Here is a 22,985-nt window from a genome sequence, read left to right on the forward strand (position 1 = left end):
CATGGAACAAGAACATACAGTGGCTGTCATCGGCTTGGGATATATTGGGTTGCCCACGGCAGCAATTCTTGCAACGCACGGGGCGAATGTCATCGGCGTGGACGTAAAACAAGTTACGATTGATGCTGTTAATCGTGGCGAAGTTCCTTTCGTTGAACCAGATCTGGAAGCGCATGTGTCCAGTGCGGTGCATCATGGAAGACTGAAAGCATCTGCCGACACCCCATGGGCCGACACCTATATCGTGGCTGTACCTACGCCATTTAAATCGGACCGTAGCGCCGATCTCCGCTTCATTGAGGCTGCAGCTACCAATATTGCAAGCCAACTTCGTGGCGATGAACTGATCATTCTTGAATCGACATCCCCTCCCGGAACAACCCAGCATATGGCTGATTTCATCCTCAATCTGCGTCCGGACCTCAGCTTGGACGGTGAAGGCGGCAGGCTACGTATCCACATAGCACATTGTCCTGAACGAGTATTGCCTGGAAAGGTAATGATCGAACTGGTCACAAACGATCGAATTGTCGGGGGACTCACCGCCAAGGCCTCCGAAAAGGCTCGAGAGCTTTACTTGCTGTTCTGCCAAGGCGAGATTCTAGTGACCGATGCAAAAACAGCTGAAATGGCTAAACTCGTTGAAAACTCATTCCGAGATGTAAATATTGCATTCGCCAATGAACTGTCCATGATCAGCGATCGACTCGACATCAACGTATGGGAATTGATTCGATTGGCCAACCATCATCCTCGAGTCAACATTCTCCAGCCGGGGCCTGGAGTCGGTGGTCACTGTATCGCTGTCGATCCGTGGTTCATCGTTGCCGCAGCGCCCGAAGATTCAACTCTTATTCGCACAGCACGTCAGGTCAATGATTCAAAACCAGAATGGGTTCGCACCCAAGTGCTTGATGCAGTGGCAGCATTACCAGAGTCGGCTGAAATAGCCATTTTGGGGCTTGCCTTCAAAGCCAACATCGACGACCTACGTGAATCACCCGCCGTTGACATAGCACACAGTATCGCGTTGCAATTGCCACAGAAAACAATCAATATTGTTGAACCGAACATTGGCAATTTACCAAATAAGCTCGAACTCTTGAACAACACGAAGCTGCTTGACATCGAGTCAGCAGTTAGCCGATCTGCTGTGGTTGTTGTTCTCGTGGATCACAATGAAGTAAAGGGACTGCCTACAGAATCACTTAGGGATAAAGTATTAATTGACACGAAAGGTGTTTTCAACCCGTGATCGCGTCTAGTGACCACTTCGCCTTCGGTATTCGACAATTCGACAGCTTGTCCATCGTGCACAACGCTGTAATTACAACTCCTGTTCTTTGCATCTCGGGTGAAGGACCAGGACATGATCAAATAGCAGTTGCGGGAAACAATGTATTCTTTGTCGCAGATTCGAGTGAATTTGAGAATCTGTCGGTAAATGATTACAGAGATGTGCTTGTCCTTGATCCAAATCACGCAGTGGTGAACCGCATCTTACCAATCGTCACTGAGGATAGAAATCGAGCTATCCACTGGTACTTCCAAGTAGATTTGCAGACTGCCTTGGAGCAACTCGCCACGCTAAATCTGCCCAGCAGGCTCAAACTTATACAGATCAATTTTCTACCAAAGGCTATCGTGCTGAGTACTGGTCACCATGGCGGTCTCACACTAGACAACGATTCGCTTAGGGCAGGTGTCCAGGCGGGTATTCTGGCCGCAACGGCAGGTCAGCCACGCCACGTTGCCAGCCGGCATCAAGACTATATTCAGGAACTCCAACAGAAGCTGTTCGCTGCGCTTAGCCTGATCTCTGATATGGAAAACGCAAATACCCTTGCGTCCGACAAGGGGGCGGTTCCTACGGAAACAGACACGCACGACAATGAGCTAATTCTGTTGAAGAGTAAATACGATGCCCTCGAACGCAAATACGATTCGCTGTCTGGTTCCAAGCTTGGAAAACTGACATTGAAGCTTTGGTCGAAGAACCGAAAGCAAATGCAGGCATAGCAATGACTTCAGTCACTTATATACAAGGTCAAGGTAATTAAAATGAAGGCGCAAAATCTCACCGGTGTTGACGTCGATTTCGGCCCTAAGATGGCTTTGGATCCAAAGGCACGAATGGCGGAAATTCAGCAACTTGGGTTCCTGCTTAATGCGGTCCGTGTTGCTGAGGTCGGATCAGATGAAGGTCAACTCGCTGCCGGCGTATCAATTATCATCCCGTCTTGGCGGGGAGAAGATCGATTGATTCGCTGCCTTACAAGCGTCGTGGAGCAATCAGTTGATCCCGAGCTGCTGGAAATCATCGTTGTCGTAAACGGCCAGCGTGACAAATCGATTGATCTCCTAAACGCCTTCTCTCAAAACTATCCGAAACATAGAATTCGGATCTTCTATGTGCCGACTCCCAGCGCCGGGGCAGCGAGAAATCTGGGGATAGCTGCAGCCTCTCGCGAGTATACGACTTTTGTCGACGATGACGACTATGTCGGTCCAAAATTCATCGAGGAAATGCTGCGTGTTGCCCTTCCGGATAGGATCGCAGTAAGCCCGATTGTTAATGTTTCATCGGAGGGGGTCGAGGACTCCGACAATGCCCTCAATACTGTGATCAGGTCCAAATCTTTGCTTTCGTTTCCGCTCAACTCAGTTCCCGTGCTCCTTGGATTCAATGCCTGCAAATTGATACCGACTAACGCGCTGCGGGGCCTGCGGTATTCGCGGGAACTCAAGAGTGGTGAAGATATTTGCTTCATGTCATCCATCGCCGTTTCCCGCAACTACCAGGCTCAGGTCGGAACTATTCATCCTGATGGGGCCTACTACCGTGTACTTCGAGACGATTCAATTTCACGCCAAGAACTGGCATATGATTTTGCCGTGGATCAAAGGCTGGCTGTAATTTCCCAACTGGAACAAATGCGAGCCTGGGATGAGGGAATTAATGACAACTTGCTAGTAGCCTTGTCGAACTCACAGGCGGGGTTTGTCTCTAGGTATCTCGATGGTCATCCCGAAGAACTGAAGCGGATTGAAAATTCGATTGATCACCATGCAATTCAGGACTTTCCTTGGAAGCGTCTTAACGCAGGCAAGGCGCGCGACCTTGTCGTGAGTTATTGTTTCGCTCCTTACTCGGACACTAGCGCTGTAGTTGCTGCCAAGGCCATAGTTGAGAGAGGCAGGATTGTAGATGTAATCTCGAATAGCATGACCGGGGTACGTCGAATAGATTCGAGCCTCAATACGATCGCTGGTAGGCTAATTGATGGTCAGTTCGAGGTGAAGTCCAGTCCTTCTTTTGCAGGGTGGGCACAGATATCTGAGTTTGTTCGCAAAGGAATAGTGACGGCGGATCGACAGGACGCGAGAATTGACGGTTACAGAACCCTTTATAGCCGAGTCCTTTGGCCTGGTTCGCATTTCCTCGCCGCGCTGTTCAAGCTTAAGCATCCGAAGGTAGTTTGGACGGCAGAATTTTCTGACCCCGTCAGCACAGACGCTTCGGGAGCGCCTCGCTCGGGTGAGCTAATTCGTGACGATCTCTTTGCCCTATTCAATCGGGCGGTAGCAGCAAAGGGTTACAGGGGGATTGATAGCAATAGCATTTTTGAGTGGTGTGAATATGTAACATATGTTCTGTCCGATGAAGTTCTGTTCACCAATACCAATCAGCGAGATTACATGCTGTCGAAGATCGCAGACAAAAAGTTGCGAAATCTGGTTCTTGGTAAGTCACGTGTCCGCCACCACCCCGTCCCCCCAGCAAGGAGTTACTCGGTAGTCCCGTCCCAATACACATTGTCGGAATCTACGATCAATATCGGCTACTTCGGGGCATTCTATGACAATCGTGGTTTGACGGACGTTCTTACTGCGTTAATGAATACGCCATCGCACATTAGGCGCAAGATTCGTTTACATGTCTTCACGAACCGTGCCGAAGAATTTGGCCGCGAAGTGGCTGGCATGGGTTTGATTGGAAACGTTCTTTACCAAGGTTATCTGCCATACCTGGAGTTCCTTAATTTGTCAACGCGGTTCGATGTTTTGATGGTCAATGATGTCGAGCGAGGAACCAATTTGGATATTAACCCATTCCTGCCTTCGAAGTTCTCTGATTACAAGGGCTCCGGTGCCAAGATCTGGGGTGTTCTGGACGAAGGAAGCGCGCTGAGTAGGATGGAGTTGGATTATACTTCAGTGGTGGGAAACAGCGCGAGTGCTTTGAATGCTTTATCCTGTATATATGAGGATTTGATTGGGCTGTCTCGGTAGTCCATTTCCGGATACTTCAATTGTGACTCTTGCTATTCTTAGAATCGTCCTTACTATCAGACTAGCTGGACAAGAAAATGGTCATACTCGGGTTTAGCTGACTGATTCGCCGGTCTTTGTATCCGGTGGAACGTACGGTTTCGTCTGCATGTCATTGAAGCGTCGCGCCTTCCTGCAGGTTTCGATTCATGGCTTCGAACTTTTGTCAATTAAGTAATATTTTCTGATTATGCCAAATCATCTTGTTCACGCACTGAATGCCGCTTCTGGCGTAATTGAACGTGAAATGGGATCAGACCCTCTTCATAATCATCTATTTTTGCCCATCGTTGTGGGCTCTAAGTTTTGGGAGCAGTTATGCGCTTGAATCGCAATCTAGTGTGGGCATCCGAGATTGAGCCAAATATATACCTTGATGCGTTTTCGGATTCAATGCTTATGGTTGGTTCGACGGTCTGGAAGATATGGCCTGAGTCGGAGGGTGAGTTGATTGTCAATTTGCCAAACAATGTTACGGTTAGCCCATTCGAGTCTAATTTTCGTTTTGACGGAATTGAATACGAACAACTGCAAAGCACGCTGCTTTGGATTCACTCGATTGGATATCTTCCTCAACTTTTCTCGAAGGAGGGGGGAATGAGTCTGATCTCGGGTTTCCTTGATGAATATGTTCCTTTCATCCAGAGTGTGGCATGGCTAGAAGTTAGTAGCCAGATGACTTCACTTGATCATGCCATCGCCATGCGTATTCGGACGACCTGTATGCTTTTTGCCCAGTACGCGAATATCGATCGGGATCCTCCGGAAATATTGTTTGAACTTCTTGAGCTAGATATGCAGTGGGCGGGCATTGAAAGCAACTACGCCAGGAATAATCATGGAATGATGCTAGCTACTGCGGTCTTGCATGTGGCGTATATGTTTCCTTTGTTTGGCACAAGTGAGATTGAAATGTTGGCCGAACGTCAATTGCATTCAATTGTCTCGGATGCTTTTGACTCCACATGGATTTGTAAGGAGAACACTGCTGGCTATCAGGCGTTCTATGTTAGATTCTGTCGCGATATATTGCGCTTCATTACTGCCTGCAAACGGAGTGGGAATTTTGAACAAACAATTTCTGCCATGTTGCAACCAGCCACGAAGACTCTCCAGACTTTAGTTCTCCCAAATGGAGATTTTCCAGCTATGGGTGATTCTGGAGGCGGTCCATCTGGTTTCAAATCGGTAGATGGCAGTATCTTTTCTGAGGAGTCCGGACTTTATGTCGAAAAGAGATCTGGTGTCTATAGGAGTCTTAAGTGTGGATTTTCGAGTTATGTGCACAAGCATGCTGATGATACATCGTTGACTTTATCGGTTGGCGGCGATGAATTGTTACTTGACGGCGGACTTCATTCTTATGATTGGAGCGATTCCTATACTTTGGCTGTAAAGTCGCAGCGAGGACACAGTGGAGTTTTCTTTCCTCGGTTCGACGAGTTGTACTCTGGAATGTTGTATGACCCTCGGCACAACCGTGTTGCAAGTTCTCTCAGTATTGTCGATAGAGGGACACCCAATGAGTATTTTGTCGGACGTTGCGCCGTTAATGGCACTCATCATGTGAAGCGATCAGTCACTTTTGGTGATGGGGCGATGGCCGTTCAAGATTTTTTTACATGTCGAGATCAATTTGATGATGTTGCCGTACAAAGATTTCTTTTGCCTCTTGGGGCTGAGATTGCATATTCTCAAGGTGAAATTCGGGTGACAACGGTCGAGGCATGGATGACAATCCAATTTGACCCTCTGAGGAAGTTTGTTGTCAGAAGTGGCACCAAGGGGCAGTTGCCTGCCGGCTGGATTTCCCGCCAATGGGGCATCAAATTGCCGTGCGTTGCTGTAGATATCTTGCCTCGGGACGGGTGGTCAACTATGGATGCGTCAATAAAGTACGGAATGGTACGCCACAAAGCAGACAACTTGGATTGAAGAAACTGGACTTGACTGTCTATTTGTTGATGTGAGTCTCGCCGGCTGTGTGCTTCGACTAGATAGGTAATTCGGCTCTTCAGAATTGACCCATTTATGGTTCGTGTCAAGCAAGAAGTTGGGCTCTCCTGACGTAAGTGTGGGCAGGGCGACTGCAAAGTCGCCCTGCATGGACGGATGCGTCGGGAATTGGATGATTGCATAGTTTGTTCGTTAGGATGCTTCAGTGGATACAAATGAGAAGCCAAGGATACGTTTCGAGTCGCTGAGAATTTCCGATGCTAGGCGGATAGACGTTCGATGCGTGCGGACTGGCGTCGCCGTCGAGCCTGATGATTTGTGGTTTGAGTTTAGCAAGCCTGTCTCATTACTAACTGACAACATTGCAATAGCGCTGTCAACGCTTTGCGGGCGAGCGTTCGCCGCTATCCATTTTGATTTCGCTGTGTCGCACGCAGTTCTTGCCAGCGTTAAGGCCCTGACATTAGCGGAGGTATCAAGTGCCGGTCACGTCACTCCCGTGAAAGTGCCACGGGCCGGCCTGCAGTTGAGCTTTAGCGGGGGCTTCGATTCCCTGGCTGCTCTGTGCCTCATGCCTGACGAAACAAACTTGGTGTCTATGGACTTCGGCGGCCGGTTCAGCCGTGAACGAGCCTACTTCGAGAACTTCCCCACGGTCACAGTGAGCACAAATCTGGTGGCTCTCGGTTACAACAAACACAACTGGTCGTTCATGGGGTCGGGCGCTATCCTCGTTTCTGATCATTTTCGGGCCAAATATCTTACATTTGGCGGCATTTTGGAAGCTTTCGCAGGCAATCTTAGCCCTAATCCCGTGGCCGCTAAGAACACGACACCTGAGCCGTTCAAAGCAGCTGGCTACGCAAATGCGCCTTACGTTTTAGGGCTCACAGAAATCGGAACCCTGTTTGTACTTGCCGAGTACCGTCCCGACCATATCCGGGAGTCTCTCAAATCCGTGGCTAGTCCCGGAGAGGAAAAGCTATACAGAAAACAAGTATTGGCCCAGATAGTCGGAGACAGACTGGGTAAGTCCATTGACTTGGAAATAACACCTAAGCCTCCGAAGCCAGACTTCGCATTTGGTCAGAGCTTTGCGCTCGATTTCCTTAGCCTGTATGTGGCGAAGCATGCGGGTCAGACCGTTGCGAGCGACCTGGTCAGAGATATACCGGCAGAGGTCTTTGCCCTCTCGAAGAAGCTAGATCTGACGTTCTTCGAGAGAGCCAACCCCAACCTGTATGGAAGTTTCCCGGCAGAGCTCATGGGCGGTATCGCGGATCGGTTGGCTTGGGCGAAGATGCCCTTCTATACCGAGAAGGACTGGGCTGAATACGCCCAGGTGCGGGATATCCTCAAGAAACACTACCCCAGCATCGCAATGTAAAGAGTCAATTCTGAAGAGCCGGATGAATGCTTAGCCCTGCTTGGGGAATTGTTTGAACAATGAGTGATTAGTTGAAGTCTTGCAACCGAGTTCCAATTTTGAGCATTGCAGAAATTGCAGCTACAGTTCTTTTCGCGGCGCTGCCATCGCCATACGGGTTTACGGCCATGGCCATTTGGTCAAAGTAGTCTTGATCCTCATGAAGGCGTGTCACTTCAGTGACAATTCGCTCTTCGTCTGTTCCGATCAATTTGACGGTACCGGCGACAACGGCCTCAGGGCGTTCTGTGTTGTCGCGCATGACGAGTACGGGCTTACCGAGGCTGGGTGCTTCTTCTTGGACTCCACCTGAATCGGTCAGCACGATATGTGCAAGTGCAATCAGTCGTGTGAATTCTCCATATGAAAGAGGTTCCGTCACCATGACGTTGGCTTTGCCTTCGATGGCGGGCAGCACTGCCTCACGGACAACTGGATTCTTGTGTGCCGGCAGCACGATCATGATTTCGGGGTAGGCGTCGGCAAGTCGCGCCAACGCCCTGCCCACACCACGCATCGCACCGCCCTGGTTCTCACGTCGATGGGTGGTCACGAGAAGAATCTTCCTGCCACTCGCGGCGAGTTCCTCAAGAGCCTGGTCGGTAAAAGGAATTTTCTTGTCCACGGTCGTGAATAGAGCATCGATCACCGTGTTGCCCGTGACCACAATGTCGGCCTCATTCACGCCCTCGTCCAGCAGGTTCTGCTTGCTGGTATTTGTCGGTGCTAGGTGAAGGCTTGCGATCTGGGTTGTGATCTTTCGGTTGGCTTCCTCGGGGAACGGGGAGAAGAGGTTGTGGCTGCGCAGCCCGGCCTCGGCGTGCACCACGGGGATGCCATGATAGAAAGCGGCAATGGCCCCCGCTGTTGATGTCGTTGTATCGCCCTGGACGACAACAACGTCCGGTTTGGATTCGGCGAACAGCTTGTCTAGCCCGTTGATGGTCCGGGTCAGGATGTCTGAAAGGGACTGTCCGGGCTGAAGGATGTCCAGGTCATGATCCGGGGTGATTTCGAAGAGCTCGTTAACCTGATCGAGCATTTCACGGTGCTGGCCTGTCACTGTGACCACGCAATCCAACGAGTCAGATGCCTTCAGTGCAGCTACAATTGGCGCCATCTTGATGGCTTCCGGACGAGTTCCATAAATGGGCATGACAACGGGCATAGTTCCCCCAATATAAGAGTTAGTTAGTCAGATCAGACTTTATCCGACAAATGGATTTCTAGCGATTTTGGTGGTGCGGCTCTCTCATACCCATGGTGCTATTCGCTTACCGGATGGGGGAGTCGCACTCCGGGTTCAGGAAAACCGTGAACAGCCCGCCGGTCTCAATGACAAAGCGGCGTAGCCATTTGGCGGGCGACAGCTCCGGATCCGTGGCCACCATCTGCACCTTCGACGGCGTGCATTGGTTCATCAGGCGTTCCGACCGGGCCACGTGGTACTTGGAGGTCACCACCACAACCGACTTCCAGCCACGCTCGCTCGCCAGAAACCCCACGGCATCCGCCTCGCCGCGCGTATCCATGGGCTCGGGCAGGAAACAAATCACCGACGGGTCCAGGGAATGGGCGTCACAGTACTGGTCCGCCGTCGAGTTTCCCGGGGTGTCGGTGTTGGAGAGCACCAGGAACGGGGCGTTGAGCTCGTCCCGAACCTTCAGCGCCTCAGGAAGGCGCTCCTTGCTGGCGCCGCCCAGCATCACCACTGCGTCGGCCTTATTCAAGGGGGGCGTGTGCACGTTGTAGAAGAGCTGGGACGCGAAGAACAGCCACAAAAGCAGCACCACCAGAACAGCCAGGACCACCTTGGACGGTGTCAGGCGAAAGGGCATAGCGGTGGCGGGCATCGGCCCAGTCTAGCGGCCCATCATGGGCGTCCCGTGCGCTCCGGACCCGCCATCCACCCGCCCACCAGGGCATTGTGCTGGCCCAGCGTCGGCGCAGGGGAGGGCGCCACCGAACCGGTCAGGCGCAGCGGCGAGGCCAAGGTGCGGAATCCGTCGGATTCGGTGGCCACCGTGCCCCGGTGCTGGGCGTGTTCGCTGTTGAGGGCCTCATTGACCGTCTGGACCTTGGATACCGGCACGTGGTGGGCCGTGAGTAGTTCTATTGCCTCATCGTCCGTGAACGGCTGCAGCGCCTCCTCCAGCGCCGCCCGGAATTCAACGGGGAACTCGTTGCGCCGCGTCTGCTCACGGAAGCGCTCGTCCTCAAGCCACTCCGGCCGGTTCAGCGCCTCGGTGAGCCGGGGGAATAGCCGGTCCCCGGCGATAGGGATCGCTATGGAGCCGCGGCCGGTCAGGAAGGTGCTGAACGGGGTGGACATGGCATGGTCATTGCCGCAGGCCACCGGTTCCTCGCCGTGCAGGGCGCGCATGCCCACGGATTCCAGCACCGAGACAAGGCTGTCCAGCATGGCCACGTCAATGTGCTGCCCCTGCCCGGTGTTGTTGCGTTCGTTGATGGCTGCCAGCGCCGCGATGGCGCCGTACAGCCCCGGGATGACGTCGCCAATGCTGATCCCGATCCGGGTGGCCTCCCCGCCCGGCCAGCCGGTGACCGACATCAGCCCGCTCATGGCCTGGGCAATGAGGTCGTACGCCGGCGCCTTCTGCAGCGGCCCGTCCTGCCCAAATCCGGAGATACTCACCAGCACCAGCCGCGGGTTTTCCTCCAGCAGGCTCGCGGGGGAGAGGCCCAGCCTGGCCATGACACCCGGCCTGAAGTTTTCAATGACGACGTCGGACCGCCTCACCAGGGCCAGCAGCCGCTCGCGTTCCGCCTGATCCTTCAGGTCCATGGTGACCCCGCACTTGCTGCGGTTGAACAGCCGGTAGTAGGCGGATTCGCCGTTGTACCAGGGGCCGAAGTGGCGGGAGTCGTCGCCGTCGGGGCTTTCCACCTTGATGACCTCCGCACCCAGGTCCGCCAGGATCATGGCACAAAACGGGCCGACCAGCACCCGGGACAGGTCGAGAACCCGGAGGCCCTCAAGCGAGCCGGGGCGGTTCAGGGCGGCGGGCGCCGGAGCAGTCTCCTGGACATTTGTGGTGGTCATGGCGAAGGCAGTCCTTTTCAACGATGGCGACCCGGCAGCCCGGGACGTGTAACTGCCATCACACCACCGAACGGGGGTGCCCGCCCCGTGGTCGCCGTTCATTTCGTCTGGGATTACAGACGCCAGGGGCTACCATTGCCCCATGGGAACACAGAACTTGCCGCAGGTCCCGGCAGCCAAGAACGTGCTGTCGGTGCTGCGCTACATTGCCGCGCAGGCCGGGCCCGTGGGTGCCGCAGCTATATCCAGGGACGTGGAGTTGCCGCCCTCCACCACCTACCACCTGCTCACGGCGCTCATCGAGGACGGCTTTGTGGTCCACCTGCCCGAGGAGCGCAAGTATGCGCTGGGCGTCACGGCGCACGAACTGGGCACCGGCTACACGCGCCAGGTCCCGCTGCAGCGCCTGGCCCGCTTCCCCATGGCCCAGCTCGTGGAGCGTACCAAGCGCACGGCCCACCTGGCCGTGATGCACGGCCGCGAGGTCATCTACGTGATCGAGGAGCGGGCCAAGAGGCAGAGCACGCTGGTGACCAACCCCGGCGTCCGGCTGCCAGCCCACCTCACCGCCAGCGGCCGGGCCATGCTCGCGGCCATGTCAGGGTGCGCCACCATGTGCCCGGCCCGCAGACCCGCCAAACCGTAGGCCTTGGAAAAGGTGCGCAGGATAACCAAATTGGGGTGGCGGTTCAACAAGGCGAGGCTGTGCCGGGAGGCGGCATCGGCGTCGTCCATGAACTCCACGTAGGCCTGGTTCAGGACCACCACCACGTGGGAGGGAATGCCGGCCAGAATCTCCTCCAGCTCGGCAGCAGTCAGGACTGTCCCCCGTGGGGTTGTTGGGGCTGCACAGGAGCACTGCCGCGGTGGAGTGCGTGAGTGCCTGTGCCATGGCGGGAAGGTCGTGCCTGTGGTCAGCCGTCAGCGGCACGCTGACATCGCGGGCCCCGGTCAGGCGCGCCAGGATGGGGTAGGCCTCGTAGCTGCGCCATGCAAAAACCACCTCGGTGCCCGGGCCCGCGAACGCCGTTAACAACTGCTGGAGCACCGCGAGGGATCCGGTACCGGTCACAATTTGCTCCCGCCCTACGCCCAGTTCGCTGCTGAGTGCCACAATCAGTGGATCTCCCACCAGCGTGGCGTACCGCTGGCAGTGCTGGGCCGCCGAGTTGATGGCGGCCAGCACCGCCAGCGACGGCGGCAAAAAGGATTCGTTCGACGACGCACGCCAGGTGGGTGGGAGCTGCCCGCCGGCCGTGGAATAGACGGGCAACGAGGCCACCAGCTCGCGGGGCTGGCTTCTCCGCCACAGCCTGGTGCGTGTTCATGGTTTTCCTTTGCTGGTTGGGTTAGCGGGTTGCGACGGGCTCGCGTGCGGCGTCGTCGGCCGGGTAGATCATCTCGGCCGGCGGGTGGTTGAAGCGCTTGGCCACGGGGTAGTAGACAAGGGCCGTCGCCACCAGTCCAACGATCCAGGAGATGTCGGCGCCGCCCAGGAGGGGAGTGATGGGGCCGGTGTGCATGTGCTGGGCCAGGAACGGGATCTGCACAACAACGCCGAATGCGTAGGTGAGCAGGGCCGGAACGTTCCAGGCGCCGTAGCGTCCCTTGGGGTCGTACAGTGCCGGGACGTCAACCTTTTCCTTGGAGGAGAAGTAGAAGTCCACCAGGTTGATGGAGCTCCACGGGATGAACACCATCAGCAGCAGGAGCACAAAGTTCTTGAAGTTGGAGATGAAGTCCGCCGACGCCACCAGGGCGATGATGACGGAGACGGAAATGAAGCCGATGACGTAGGCAAAGCGCACCCACGGGGCAAAGCGGAGCTGGCGGGTGAAGGCGCTGACGGAGGTCAGGATGGTCATGTATCCGCCGTAGGCGTTGAGCGTGTTGACCGTCAGCTTGCCCACCACAATCACGATGTACATGAGCACGGCAAAGGCGCCGCCGCCAGCGAGCTCGCCCACAAAGGCCACCTGGCCGTCAAGGAAGGCATGGCCCGCGGCCATGGGGATGGCGGCGAACAGTGCGCCGAGCGTCATGGACCACTGCGCGCCCAAAACGGAACCGGACATGCACGCAAGGAACGTTTTGCGGGCGGGGGTGTTGGCCGGCAGGTAGCGGGAGTAGTCGGCAACATAGGGGCCGTAGGTCAGCTGCCAGCCGGCGCTGAGGGAGATGGCGAGCAGGAACGTGGGGAAGGCGAAGCCGCCTGTGCCCAGGATGGCGCCGACGTCGTGCTTGAGGAAGAGCTGGATGCCAAGGAAGGTGAAGCCGATGATGCCCACAACCGTGGAAATGCGCCCCTGCAGGTGAATGTACTTGTAGCCCATGGTGGCCACCAAGACAGTCAGTGCGCCAAAGATGATGACGCCCACGGCCGGGTTTCCGGTGGGGATGATCTGGTTCACTGCCTGGCCGGCCAGAACGGCGCCGGTGGCTGCGAAGCCCAGGTACATGATGATGACCAGAACCAGGGGAATGACGGCACCAAACACACCAAACTGGGCGCGGCTGGAGATCATCGGGGGCATGCCAAGCTTGGGCCCCTGGGCTGCGTGCAGGGCCATGACGGCGCCACCGAGGATGTTGCCAATAAACAAACCAATGATGCCCCAGAACGCGTTCGCCCCAAAGATCACGGCCAGGGCGCCGGTGACGATCGCGGTGATCTGCATGTTCGCCCCAAACCACAGGGTGAACTGGCCAAAAGGCTTGCCGTGGCGCTCGCTGTTCGGCACGAAGTCGATGGAGCGCCGCTCAATGGCTGGCCCGCTCTTTCGCACGGTTTGAATCCTAGGCATAACATTCCTCCGTTGGAATCTGCAAAACCCGTGGGTCCGTATTTCTTCTTCCATCTGAGCATGATTGACGCGATACGGGTGACTTGCTTCACTAAAATCGTCTGCGATCACAGACAAACGTCCCCGCGGTGTGATCTGGCGCATAGTCGGCTTCGGGGCCGGGCTTTGTTCGAATAGCCGCCATGTTCGACGGCGTCGCTGAACCGTTGCGCGCCCGCCCGGCGCGGCGTCCGTGAGCGAGTCGCCATCCCGACCACTGTTCTTGCAAGGAGATTTCCCTTGACCGCCACCACAGTCCCCACTGACAAACTGCCCTAATCTTGACGGCGACTTCATTTATTTTGAGAGTCTGCTGCCGGCCAACGAACTGGCCCGGCTAAACACCATCCGCGACTGGATGGAAGCCAATGTCCGACCCATTGCCCGTGACTTTTGGAACCGCAACGAATTCCCAGTCCACTGATCCCGAGGTCGCCGAGCTGGACATGATCAGCCCGGTGCGCCGACAGCGCCACTCGCACTTGTTTGCTGGCATGGTGACGGCCGCCATCCACCGAGTGGACGCCTCCTTCGGCACCTTCTTCAGCGGTCATGACGGGCTGTTTACGGGTTCGATTGAACTGCTCGCCTCGGCGGAACAGCAGGCTGCCTGGCTGCCTGACATTTATGCCCTTCGGAAAACGGGTGTCTTTGCCATCACTGAGCCACTGGCCGGATCCGATGTTGCCGGCGGTGCGCAAACAGCTGCCGTCCGCGACGGTGGTCACTGGGTCCGACTACGTCATTGTGTGGGCCAAAGATGTGGCAGACAGCCAGGTCAAGGGCTTCCTGGTTGACACCGCCACTGCTGGTTTCACGGCGACGCTGATTGAGAACCGCATTGCCCTGCGCGCGGTCCAGAACGCCGACATTGTCCTGAAGGACGTCGTCGTGCCGCACTTTAACAAACTCGCCAACGCCAACAGCTTTCGCGACACCAACAAGGTGCTGAAAACCACCCGGGCCACCGTGGGTTGGCAGGCCGTGGGCATTCAGTTGGCGGCCTTCGATGTGGCCCGCAAGTATGCCGTGGAACGGCACCAGTTTGGCAAGCCGATCGCCAGCTTCCAGCTCATTCAGGAACAGCTTGTCACCATGCTCTCCAACGCCCAGGCGTCGATGGGCATGATGGTCCGGCTGGCGCAGATGGAGGATGAGGGCACCACCCGCAACGAACACTCCGCCATGGCCAAGGCGTTCGTGACGAAGTGCATGCGTGAGTCTGTGGCGCTGGGTCGGAGCATCCTCGGTGGCAACGGTGGCAACGGTGTCTCGGTGGACTATTGAAATGGCCAAAATCTTCTGTGACGCCGAGGCCATTTACAGCTATGAGGACACCTACGAGATCAACACCCTGGTGGCAGGACGGGCCATCACGGGCATCGCGGCCTTCGTGTAGTAAAAGCGGGCGCATTGTCTGGCATCACAGACGGACGGCGTCGGGAACCCCTAGGATTGCGTGGCGGCTGGGGGTTGGATAAGAGCATAAGAACTTTTAGCGGAGCCCGCTGGCTTTGCCTGCTGAACCAATAGTTAAGGAAAATCATGGCAACGATGCATGACCCATCCCGCACCATCCGCGCAGCGCGCGGCACGGACCTCTCGGCCAAGTCCTGGCAGACGGAGGCGCCCCTGCGCATGCTCATGAACAACCTTGACCCGGAAGTTGCCGAGCGCCCCGAGGATCTGGTGGTCTACGGCGGAACGGGCCGCGCAGCCCGCTCCTGGGAGGCCTATGACGCCATCGTGGCCACGCTGAAGACGCTCGACGACGACGAAACTCTCCTGGTGCAGTCCGGCAAGCCGGTGGGTGTTTTCCGCACCAATGTGTGGGCCCCGCGCGTGCTCCTGGCCAACTCCAACCTGGTGGGGGACTGGGCCACCTGGCCGGAGTTCCGCAAGCTGGAGGCCGAAGGCCTGATGATGTACGGCCAGATGACTGCCGGCTCATGGATCTACATTGGCACCCAGGGCATCCTGCAGGGCACCTTTGAAACGTTTGCAGCCATTAGTGAGAAGCGCTTTGGCGGCGCCCTCGCCGGCACGCTGACCTTGACGGGCGGCTGTGGCGGCATGGGTGGTGCGCAGCCGCTGGCCGTCACGCTCAACGGCGGCGCCTGCCTGATTGTGGATGTTTCCGCCGAACGTCTCCAGCGCCGTGTTGGCAAGCGCTACCTCGACGAGCTGGCCCCCGACCTGGACACTGCGTTGGCTCGCGTGCTGGAAGCCAAAGCAAACAAGACCCCGCTGTCCGTCGGTGTTGTGGGCAACGCTGCCGAAGTGTTCCCGGAAATCCTGCGCCGCCACCAGGCGGGCGAATTCACCGTTGACATTGTCACCGACCAGACCAGCGCGCACGATCCGCTGTCCTACCTGCCCACCGAATATTCGGTGGCGGAATGGGTTGCCGAGTCCGAGGCTGATCCCGAGGGCTTCACCAAGAAGTCCCAAAACGCCATGGCCCGCCACGTCCAGGCCATGGTGGAGTTCCAGGACGCCGGCGCCGAAGTGTTTGACTACGGCAACTCCATCCGCGACGAAGCACGCAAGGGCGGTTACAACCGCGCCTTTGAATTCCCCGGCTTCGTCCCGGCCTACATCCGCCCGCTCTTCTGCGAAGGCATGGGCCCGTTCCGCTGGGTTGCACTCTCCGGCGACCCGGAAGACATTCGCGTCACCGACGAGGCCCTGAAGGAACTCTTCCCCGAGAACGAGCACCTGCACCGTTGGATCAACGCAGCCCAGGAACACGTTGAGTTCGAGGGTCTGCCCGCCCGGATCGCCTGGCTCGGCTACGGCGACCGTGCCAAGGCCGGGGTGATGTTTAACCAGTTGGTGGCGGACGGTAAAGTCAAGGCCCCCCTGGTGATTGGCCGTGACCACCTCGACTCGGGGTCGGTGGCTTCGCCCTACCGTGAGACCGAATCCATGAAGGACGGCTCTGACGCGATCGCCGACTGGCCGCTGCTGAACGCCATGCTCAACACAGCATCCGGGGCCACCTGGGTGTCCATCCACCACGGCGGTGGCGTGGGCATTGGCCGTTCCATCCATGCCGGCCAGGTGTCAGTTGCCGACGGTACGCCGCTGGCTGCCGAGAAGCTGGCCCGCCTGCTCACCAACGACCCCGGCATGGGCGTCATCCGCCACGCCGACGCCGGCTACGAACGCGCCATCGACGTTGCGGCCGAGCGCGGGGTCCGTGTCCCGATGCAGGAGCAGTAAGCCCTCTCGCGGGACAAGAAAACCCCGCCCCGGACTCATGTCCGCGGCGGGGTTTTCTTGCGTGCCAGGCGCCTGTGCGCCGGTGGGCCCAGGCGCACAGGCGGGACGCGCGCGCGAGGTGCGTGTCCGGCGTCGTACGTTAGCGGCGCCAGTAGTACGGGACGGTGCTGGAGACCTTTAGCAGGCCCGAGCGTTCCAGAATGGGGCGGGAAAACTCGGACGAATCACTGTGGACCAGCGTCTTGCCCTGGGCGATGGCCGAACGGGCCCGCGCAGCCGTCAGCGCCCGGTAGATGCCGCGGCCCCGGTAAGCCTTGAGTGTGGACCCACCCCAAATCCCCGCAAAGTCGGTGCCGGGCACTGGCTCGAGCCGGCCGCCACTGACGATCTTGCCGTCGGTCTCGGCCACCCAGAGTTCCATGCCGTCGTTGCGGGCCAGGCGGGCCAGCAAGGCATCGGCCATGCGCGTGTCGACTGCCTCGCCGAAGGCCTCATCGGCCATGGCGCTCATGGCCCGGATGTCGGACTCGGTGGTGATTTTTCTCAGCGTCACGCCGTCGGGCTCGGGTACGTTGGCGCACAGGCCCTCGAGCGGCCCCACCATGATGGATTCGGCCTCCTCGGGGGCGAAGCCCTGCGCCACGAGTGCCTCAGGCAGCCCGGGGGAGTCGTCGTGCAGGCGGACCTTCCACTCAACCTTGCCGACCCCGGGGTCGGCGCGGTAGTGCTCCAGGGCGCCGGACACCAGGCCCGGCATGTCGTTCGTCCCGGCTCCGTCCAGGTCCCGGTAGGTGACGAAGCCGAGCCCGCCGGCGAAGGTAGCCAGGCGCAGGGGGCCCAGTCGGGTCACACTGATTGCGCTGGGCGTTTCGGCCTCTGTGCGGAGTTGCTCGTCGTAGGCCTGCAGGTAGCGCTCTTTAATAGTCATTGGCATTAGCTTCTCAGGCTCGGACAACCTGGGCAAGTGACACGCGCCACGGGTCCTGCTAATTTACTGCAGCGGCAGTTCGGTCAACGTCCCGCCCGCCGGAGCAAGGGCCGCAGGAAAGCCCTTGTGGCGGGGGCGTATCCTGATCCCATGGAATCCGAGGTGAGGAATCTGGTCCTGGGAACCGGCATCTCAGTGCCCTGCCTGGTTCAAGGGGATGCGGGGGCAAAGCCGCTGTTGCTGCTGCATGCGTGGGGTGAGTCCCGGTGCAGCTTTGACCGGCTGGTGCCGTTGCTGGGCAACTTCAGGGTTTACGCGCCCGACCTGCGCGGGCAGGGCGACGCAGACAAGCCGGAGGACGGGTATTCCCTGGCCGAACAGGCCGGGGACGCCGCAGCAATTCTGGCGGCCCTCCATGTGCCCGCTGCCTTCGTGCTTGGTTCCTCCAGCGGTGGATATGTGGCGCAGCAACTGGCGATCATGCACCCGGACCGGGTTGCGGCGCTGGTCCTGGTGGGATCTCCCGTGAGCCTGCGGGGGAGGCCTAGCTTCGCCGCCGACGTCGATGCCCTCACGGACCCTGTCGCGGAGGACTGGGTGCGGGAGTCGCTGTCCTGGTTTCCCTTGGTGCAAGAGGTTCCGCAGTGGTATTTCCGGGACCGTGTGCGCGACGGTGCCCGTATGCCGGCGTACGCGTGGAAACGAATTCTGGCGGGATTGACTGAGGCAACGCCGCCCACTGAGGCCGGGGCCATCCACGCACCCACGCTGATGCTGTGGGGCGCACGCGAGAACGTGCTGCCGCGCTGGCAGCAGGACGCCCTGATGGAGCGCATTGACGGGGCAGTGTTGAAGGTCTATCCCGAGGCGGCACACCTGGTTCTCTGGGAATGTCCGGCACAGGTGGCCATGGATGCGACGGCGTTCCTGCTTTCCCTTGGTTGATGTCCCGGCCCGGGCCTGTCACCAACGCAAGCAATGTCCCACCGTGGCGCTACGGTTAAACCATGACCCTCACAGTGGCCCAACTCTCCGAATCCGAGCTCCTGGCCCGGATTTTCCCGCGCCTGCACGCCGGCACCACCATGCTGCTGGGCCCGGGGGACGACGCCGCCATCATCGCAGCCCCCGACGGCCGCACAGTCATTTCCATCGACACCCAAGTGCAGGACAAGGACTTCCGCCTGCTCTGGCCCAACGGCAGCACGTCCACCGGATTCGACGTCGGCTGGAAGGCCGCCGCCCAAAACCTCAGCGACATCAACGCTATGGGCGCTGTTGCCACGGCCATGGTGGTGAGCCTCACTTTGCCGGGGGCGACGCCGGTCAGCTGGGTTGAGGAGTTGGCCGACGGCTTGAGCGCGGCGATTCTTGCGCTCGGTGCCCCTCAGTGTTCAGTGGCCGGCGGGGACCTGTCCGGCGGCAGCGAACTCGTGGTGACAGTTGCCGTGACAGGCTCCCTCGATGGCTGTGCGCCAGTACTGCGCAGCGGCGCTCAGCCAGGAGACCAAATAGCTGTTTGCGGGAACATGGGTGCTTCCGCTGCCGGCTGGGCGCTGCATGAGAGCAGCATCCCGGCCGCTGAGTTCACCCCCGCCCTGGCAGCAGCCGCCGCGCTCTTTTGCCGGCCGGAGCCGCCGCTGGCTGCCGGAGCGCTAGCTGCGCGCGCTGGAGCCACCGCCATGATGGATATTTCCGACGGCTTGTTGCGCGACGCCACACGGTTGGCCACAGCCAGTGAAGTCTCACTCGATTTGGACGGTGCAGTGCTGCGCGCGATGGCCAACGGACTTCAGGATTGCGCCGTCGTCCTGGGCGCCGACCCGCTCAGCTGGGTGCTGACCGGCGGCGAAGACCATGGACTGTTATCCACATTCCCGGCGAACGTGCCGCTCCCGACAGGCTTCATTAGGATAGGCTCAGTAGTGTCATTGGGGACGGCCAAAGGGGCTGTGAGCATTGACGGACAGAACTTCAAAGGCGCCTTAGATGGCGCCGTGGGATGGGATCATTTTGCAGTCTAAGATCGCGGCAACTGCGCCCGTTGTTCGCCGCTGGTTGGCCATGGCAGAACAAACCTTGGCCAATCACAGTGACCGGCTCAACGCCATCAACATCTACCCGGTGGCGGATGCGGATACCGGCACAAACCTGTACCTGACAGTCCGTGCGGCAGCGCATGCCGTCACCGACATGGAAGCTGCCGACGTCGGCGCCACCATGCGCGTTGCAGGACGTGCCGCCATGGAACAAGCACGCGGCAACTCAGGCACCCTCTTCGCTGTTTTCCTGGCCGCACTGGCGGAGCCGTTGGCCGGGGCGCAACGCCTGAGCGGGCCCTTGCTTGCAGCGGCCCTGCACAGGGCCCAATTGCGGGCGTGGAGCGCGTTGAGTGAACCCATGCCCGGGACAATACTCTCGGTCCTGGAGGCAGCAGCCGGCGGTGCAACCGTGGCGCAGTCAATGCTCCACGGCGACGAATCAAACAATGCCCTGGCCCAAACAATTGATGGCGCCGTTGTCGCAGCCCGTGAAGCCGTGGTGCTGACAGAATCCCAACTGGGTGTTCTCAGCGAAGCCCACGTTGTGGATGCCGGCGCCGTTGGCTTGTTGCTCATCCTGGACTGTTTGCGCTCAGTGATTGTGGGCGAGCCGTTGCAGGAGGACTTGTTGGATGGTTTGTCGGGGTACAAGGTCCAAGATCCCAACATTGCCTTGTCCATGCCCGAACAAGAGGGCGTGGAAGTCATGTGCACCATCCAGCTCACGCCCCTGGCTGCAGCCGGATTGCGGCTGCAGCTCGATAGCCTGGGCGATTCGGTGATCATGAGCGCCGTTTCCGAACTTGCCGACGCCACAGGCGCCTACCCGTGGCGGGTGCACGTTCACGTACCCTCTGCCACCGCGGCGCTTGAGGCCATCCAGTCTGTGGGTGATCCAAACAATGTGAGCATTTCGGCACTAACAGCCACTGCCACCGAGGACGCCCATGACTTCCTCTGACCCCGAGTCGGGCTACCGAGATCTGAGCCTTGACCTGTCCCGGCTTGTTGGTGCCGCCACCGCCACGTCAGTGGCCAAGGCCCTTGAAATTACCACTGTGGGTGAAATGCTCCATCAGTTCCCCCGACGCTACCTGGCCCGCGGCGACCTGACAGACCTGGACCAACTGGTGGTCGATGAGGACGTCACCATTCTGGCCCGGGTGGTCGCCCAGTCCACCCGGTACATGCAAACACGCAAGGGCACCATCAGCGACGTTGTCATCACGGACAATTCCGGTCGCCCGTCATCGCTGCGCATTAGCTTCTTCAACGGCTTCAAAGCCAAGGCCGAACTCCGTCAAGGTGTGTTGGCCATGTTTTCCGGCAAGGTCTCCCTGTACAACGGCAACAAGGTCCTGACCAACCCCGGCTATGTCTTGCTGCCCGACGACGAGCTGGCCGAACACGAAGTTGAGGTCCAGGCCGCCAAACCCGTGCCGATCTACCCGGCAACGGCAAAGTTCCCCAGCTGGAAGACCCAGCACGTCATCGCTGCCCTGCTGCCGGCCCTGGACCTGGAAAAGATTCCGGATCCCGTTCCCAAACACATTGCTGCACGGGAAAAGCTCATGCCACTGTGGGATGCGTACACCGAAATCCACGCGCCCTCGGACATGGAGTCGTGGCCCCGAGCCCGCAAACGGTTCCGTTTCCAGGAGGCGCTGGCGTTGCAGACGGCCCTGGCCCAGAAACGTTTCGAGGCCATGCACCAGAACGCCACGGCCCGCCCCGCTGTCCGGGGCGGGCTCTTGGATGCCTTCGATGCACGGCTGCCCTACACGCTCACGGCCGGTCAGCTGGGCATTGGTGAACTGATTTCCGACGAAGTTGCTGCCGGCCATCCCATGCACAGGCTGTTGCAGGGCGAGGTGGGCTCGGGCAAGACAGTCATCGCCCTGCGGGCCATGTTGCAAGTGATTGACGCGGGCGGGCAGGCCGCGTTTCTGGCCCCCACCGAGGTGCTTGCCGTGCAACATGTGCACTCCATCGCTGCGTTGCTTGGATCCTTGGGGGCGGGGCCACTTCTTGGTGGTCCCCACGCCACGGCCGTGACCCTGCTGACCGGAGCCCTGCCGGCAGCGGCCAAGAAGAAAGCGTTGCTGGCGGCAGCCTCCGGCGAGGCCGGAATTGTGATTGGCACGCACGCGCTCCTGTCCGAGAACGTACAGTTCGCGGACCTTGGTTTGATTGTGGTCGATGAGCAGCACCGTTTTGGGGTGGAACAACGTGATGCCCTGCGGGCCAAGGCGCTCAAGCCCCCGCACGTTCTGGTCATGACGGCCACCCCCATTCCCCGGACCGTGGCCATGACTGTTTTTGGTGATCTGGAAATCTCCGAGCTGACGGAACTTCCCGCCGGGCGGGCGCCCATCATCACTCACGTGGCGCCGCTGGCTGAACACCCCAGTTGGGAGTCCCGGGTGTGGGCGCGCTGCCGTGAAGAGGTCGACGCCGGCCACCAGGTGTATGTTGTGTGCCCCAAGATCGGCGACGATCCGGACGCCGACGACATCGCCCCGAACGGCGACGAGCGCCCCATGGTCGGGGTGCTGGAGGTAGTAGAGTATTTGCGTTCCGTCCCTGCACTGGCGGGCCAACGCATCGAGGTCCTCCACGGGCGTCTGGACTCCCCGGAGAAGCAGGCCACCATGGCTGCCTTCGAAGCCGGTGAGATTGATGTTCTGGTCTCCACCACAGTCATCGAGGTGGGTGTCGACGTGCACAATGCCACGCTGATGGTGATTCTGGATGCCGACAGATTTGGGATTTCCTCACTTCACCAGTTGCGTGGACGGGTGGGGCGTGGCGGGCACCCCGGCACGTGTTTGCTCGTGACGAATCTTGAGCCGGATCATCCGAGCCGCAAACGCCTGGATGTGGTGGCGTCCACCACTGACGGTTTTGTGCTGGCACGGGAGGATTTACAGATGCGCCGCGAGGGTGACATTCTTGGCGCCCGGCAGTCCGGCGGAAACAGCGGGCTGCGCGTGCTGAGCGTGCTCCGGGATGAAGATCTCATTGCCCGCGCACGCGCCGACGCCACTGAGATAGTGGACAAGGACCCCGGGCTTGAATTTCATCCGGCCCTGAAACTTGAAATTGACATGTATGTGACAGAAAAGAATGAGGCATTCCTTGAACGTGGTTAGCACAGTGGTACACCGGG

17 protein-coding genes and 3 pseudogenes are annotated in these 22,985 nt (G+C 58.7%); 13 read left to right on the forward strand and 7 right to left on the reverse strand.

Annotated features, from left to right (window positions below; translation table 11 throughout):
- The first annotated feature begins 1 nt into the window (after position 1).
- From wecC to ACX80E_RS01575, 5 genes are all read left to right on the forward strand, one after another.
- A complete protein-coding gene (gene wecC / locus ACX80E_RS01555) occupies positions 2–1,255 on the forward strand; it encodes a UDP-N-acetyl-D-mannosamine dehydrogenase (protein WP_459299868.1) in 1,254 nt (417 codons plus the stop codon).
- Positions 1,252–2,019, forward strand: a complete 768-nt coding sequence (locus ACX80E_RS01560; protein ID WP_459299870.1) for a hypothetical protein — start codon at positions 1,252–1,254, stop codon at positions 2,017–2,019. Before wecC ends, ACX80E_RS01560 begins: the two co-directional genes overlap by 4 nt.
- Positions 2,020–2,061: 42 nt before the next feature.
- Entirely contained in the window at positions 2,062–4,293 is a 2,232-nt protein-coding gene (locus ACX80E_RS01565; protein ID WP_459299872.1) for a glycosyltransferase, read from the forward strand.
- A gap of 357 nt (positions 4,294–4,650) precedes the next feature.
- A complete protein-coding gene (locus ACX80E_RS01570) occupies positions 4,651–6,267 on the forward strand; it encodes a heparinase II/III family protein (RefSeq protein ID WP_459299874.1) in 1,617 nt (538 codons plus the stop codon).
- A 226-nt stretch (positions 6,268–6,493) separates the two neighbouring features.
- Positions 6,494–7,675, forward strand: coding sequence for a hypothetical protein (locus ACX80E_RS01575; RefSeq protein WP_459299876.1), 1,182 nt, complete (start codon positions 6,494–6,496; stop codon positions 7,673–7,675).
- Between the two features lie 67 nt (positions 7,676–7,742).
- On the opposite strand, the gene wecB is transcribed toward ACX80E_RS01575, so the two are convergent.
- From wecB to ACX80E_RS01590, 3 genes are all read right to left on the reverse strand, one after another.
- A complete protein-coding gene (gene wecB / locus ACX80E_RS01580) occupies positions 7,743–8,882 on the reverse strand; it encodes a non-hydrolyzing UDP-N-acetylglucosamine 2-epimerase (protein ID WP_459299878.1) in 1,140 nt (379 codons plus the stop codon).
- 106 nt (positions 8,883–8,988) lie between these two features.
- The gene (locus ACX80E_RS01585; RefSeq protein WP_459299880.1) at positions 8,989–9,567 is read right to left on the reverse strand and encodes a YdcF family protein; all 579 of its coding nucleotides are present in this window, start codon (positions 9,565–9,567) and stop codon (positions 8,989–8,991) included.
- 20 nt (positions 9,568–9,587) lie between these two features.
- Positions 9,588–10,778 carry a CaiB/BaiF CoA transferase family protein gene (locus ACX80E_RS01590; RefSeq protein ID WP_459299882.1) on the reverse strand — a complete coding sequence of 397 codons (1,191 nt, stop codon included), beginning with the start codon at positions 10,776–10,778 and terminating at the stop codon, positions 9,588–9,590.
- Positions 10,779–10,920: 142 nt separating this feature from the next.
- Here ACX80E_RS01590 and ACX80E_RS01595 point away from each other — a divergent pair, with 142 nt between their 5' ends.
- Complete coding sequence (locus tag ACX80E_RS01595) at positions 10,921–11,424, forward strand: IclR family transcriptional regulator (protein ID WP_459299884.1); 504 nt, start codon at positions 10,921–10,923, stop codon at positions 11,422–11,424.
- On the opposite strand, the pseudogene ACX80E_RS01600 reads toward ACX80E_RS01595, so the two are convergent.
- Positions 11,418–11,549, reverse strand: a pseudogene (locus ACX80E_RS01600) (aminotransferase class I/II-fold pyridoxal phosphate-dependent enzyme); the annotation flags it as partial. The gene ACX80E_RS01595 and the pseudogene ACX80E_RS01600 sit on opposite strands and share 7 nt — an antisense overlap.
- 103 nt (positions 11,550–11,652) lie before the next feature.
- Positions 11,653–11,964: pseudogene (locus tag ACX80E_RS01605) on the reverse strand (aminotransferase class I/II-fold pyridoxal phosphate-dependent enzyme); the annotation flags it as partial.
- On the opposite strand from ACX80E_RS01605, the gene ACX80E_RS01610 reads away from it, so the two are divergent.
- On the forward strand, positions 11,915–12,043 hold the full coding sequence (locus ACX80E_RS01610) for a hypothetical protein (RefSeq protein WP_459300076.1): 129 nt from the start codon (positions 11,915–11,917) through the stop codon (positions 12,041–12,043). The pseudogene ACX80E_RS01605 and the gene ACX80E_RS01610 overlap by 50 nt on opposite strands.
- An 84-nt stretch (positions 12,044–12,127) precedes the next feature.
- On the opposite strand, the gene ACX80E_RS01615 is transcribed toward ACX80E_RS01610, so the two are convergent.
- Positions 12,128–13,564 (reverse strand): purine-cytosine permease family protein, encoded by a 1,437-nt coding sequence (locus ACX80E_RS01615; RefSeq protein ID WP_459299886.1) that lies wholly within the window; start codon positions 13,562–13,564, stop codon positions 12,128–12,130.
- 319 nt (positions 13,565–13,883) lie between these two features.
- Here ACX80E_RS01615 and ACX80E_RS01620 point away from each other — a divergent pair.
- Together ACX80E_RS01620 and hutU are read left to right on the forward strand one after the other, a co-directional pair.
- Positions 13,884–15,020: pseudogene (locus ACX80E_RS01620) on the forward strand (acyl-CoA dehydrogenase family protein).
- A 146-nt stretch (positions 15,021–15,166) separates the two neighbouring features.
- Positions 15,167–16,846, forward strand: a complete 1,680-nt coding sequence (gene hutU, locus ACX80E_RS01625) for a urocanate hydratase (protein ID WP_459299888.1) — start codon at positions 15,167–15,169, stop codon at positions 16,844–16,846.
- A gap of 139 nt (positions 16,847–16,985) precedes the next feature.
- Here hutU and ACX80E_RS01630 read toward each other — a convergent pair whose 3' ends face one another.
- Entirely contained in the window at positions 16,986–17,774 is a 789-nt protein-coding gene (locus ACX80E_RS01630) for a GNAT family N-acetyltransferase (protein ID WP_459299890.1), read from the reverse strand.
- Positions 17,775–17,924: 150 nt separating this feature from the next.
- On the opposite strand from ACX80E_RS01630, the gene ACX80E_RS01635 reads away from it, so the two are divergent.
- The 4 genes from ACX80E_RS01635 to ACX80E_RS01650 all read left to right on the forward strand — a co-directional run bounded on the left by ACX80E_RS01635 (position 17,925) and on the right by ACX80E_RS01650 (position 22,968).
- A complete protein-coding gene (locus tag ACX80E_RS01635) occupies positions 17,925–18,719 on the forward strand; it encodes an alpha/beta fold hydrolase (RefSeq protein ID WP_459299892.1) in 795 nt (264 codons plus the stop codon).
- Positions 18,720–18,781: 62 nt separating this feature from the next.
- A complete protein-coding gene (locus ACX80E_RS01640; protein WP_459299894.1) occupies positions 18,782–19,798 on the forward strand; it encodes a thiamine-phosphate kinase in 1,017 nt (338 codons plus the stop codon).
- Complete coding sequence (locus ACX80E_RS01645; protein ID WP_459299895.1) at positions 19,764–20,777, forward strand: DAK2 domain-containing protein; 1,014 nt, start codon at positions 19,764–19,766, stop codon at positions 20,775–20,777. Before ACX80E_RS01640 ends, ACX80E_RS01645 begins: the two co-directional genes overlap by 35 nt.
- Positions 20,764–22,968, forward strand: a complete 2,205-nt coding sequence (locus ACX80E_RS01650; protein WP_459299897.1) for an ATP-dependent DNA helicase RecG — start codon at positions 20,764–20,766, stop codon at positions 22,966–22,968. Before ACX80E_RS01645 ends, ACX80E_RS01650 begins: the two co-directional genes overlap by 14 nt.
- Positions 22,969–22,985: the final 17 nt, after the last annotated feature.

It is taken from the genome of Arthrobacter sp. TMN-49, assembly GCF_054511095.1.

What these genes read in the sequence shown, in the direction of transcription:
- wecC (WP_459299868.1), top strand. Translation starts at nt 2, where the DNA reads ATGGAACAAGAACATACAGTGGCTGTCATCGGCTTGGGATATATTGGG.
- ACX80E_RS01565 (WP_459299872.1), top strand. Translation starts at nt 2,062, where the DNA reads ATGAAGGCGCAAAATCTCACCGGTGTTGACGTCGATTTCGGCCCTAAG.
- ACX80E_RS01570 (WP_459299874.1), top strand. Translation starts at nt 4,651, where the DNA reads ATGCGCTTGAATCGCAATCTAGTGTGGGCATCCGAGATTGAGCCAAAT.
- wecB (WP_459299878.1), bottom strand. Translation starts at nt 8,882, where the DNA reads ATGCCCGTTGTCATGCCCATTTATGGAACTCGTCCGGAAGCCATCAAG.
- ACX80E_RS01585 (WP_459299880.1), bottom strand. Translation starts at nt 9,567, where the DNA reads ATGCCCGCCACCGCTATGCCCTTTCGCCTGACACCGTCCAAGGTGGTC.
- ACX80E_RS01590 (WP_459299882.1), bottom strand. Translation starts at nt 10,778, where the DNA reads ATGACCACCACAAATGTCCAGGAGACTGCTCCGGCGCCCGCCGCCCTG.
- ACX80E_RS01595 (WP_459299884.1), top strand. Translation starts at nt 10,921, where the DNA reads ATGGGAACACAGAACTTGCCGCAGGTCCCGGCAGCCAAGAACGTGCTG.
- hutU (WP_459299888.1), top strand. Translation starts at nt 15,167, where the DNA reads ATGGCAACGATGCATGACCCATCCCGCACCATCCGCGCAGCGCGCGGC.
- ACX80E_RS01630 (WP_459299890.1), bottom strand. Translation starts at nt 17,774, where the DNA reads ATGACTATTAAAGAGCGCTACCTGCAGGCCTACGACGAGCAACTCCGC.
- ACX80E_RS01635 (WP_459299892.1), top strand. Translation starts at nt 17,925, where the DNA reads ATGGAATCCGAGGTGAGGAATCTGGTCCTGGGAACCGGCATCTCAGTG.
- ACX80E_RS01640 (WP_459299894.1), top strand. Translation starts at nt 18,782, where the DNA reads ATGACCCTCACAGTGGCCCAACTCTCCGAATCCGAGCTCCTGGCCCGG.
- ACX80E_RS01645 (WP_459299895.1), top strand. Translation starts at nt 19,764, where the DNA reads ATGGCGCCGTGGGATGGGATCATTTTGCAGTCTAAGATCGCGGCAACT.
- ACX80E_RS01650 (WP_459299897.1), top strand. Translation starts at nt 20,764, where the DNA reads ATGACTTCCTCTGACCCCGAGTCGGGCTACCGAGATCTGAGCCTTGAC.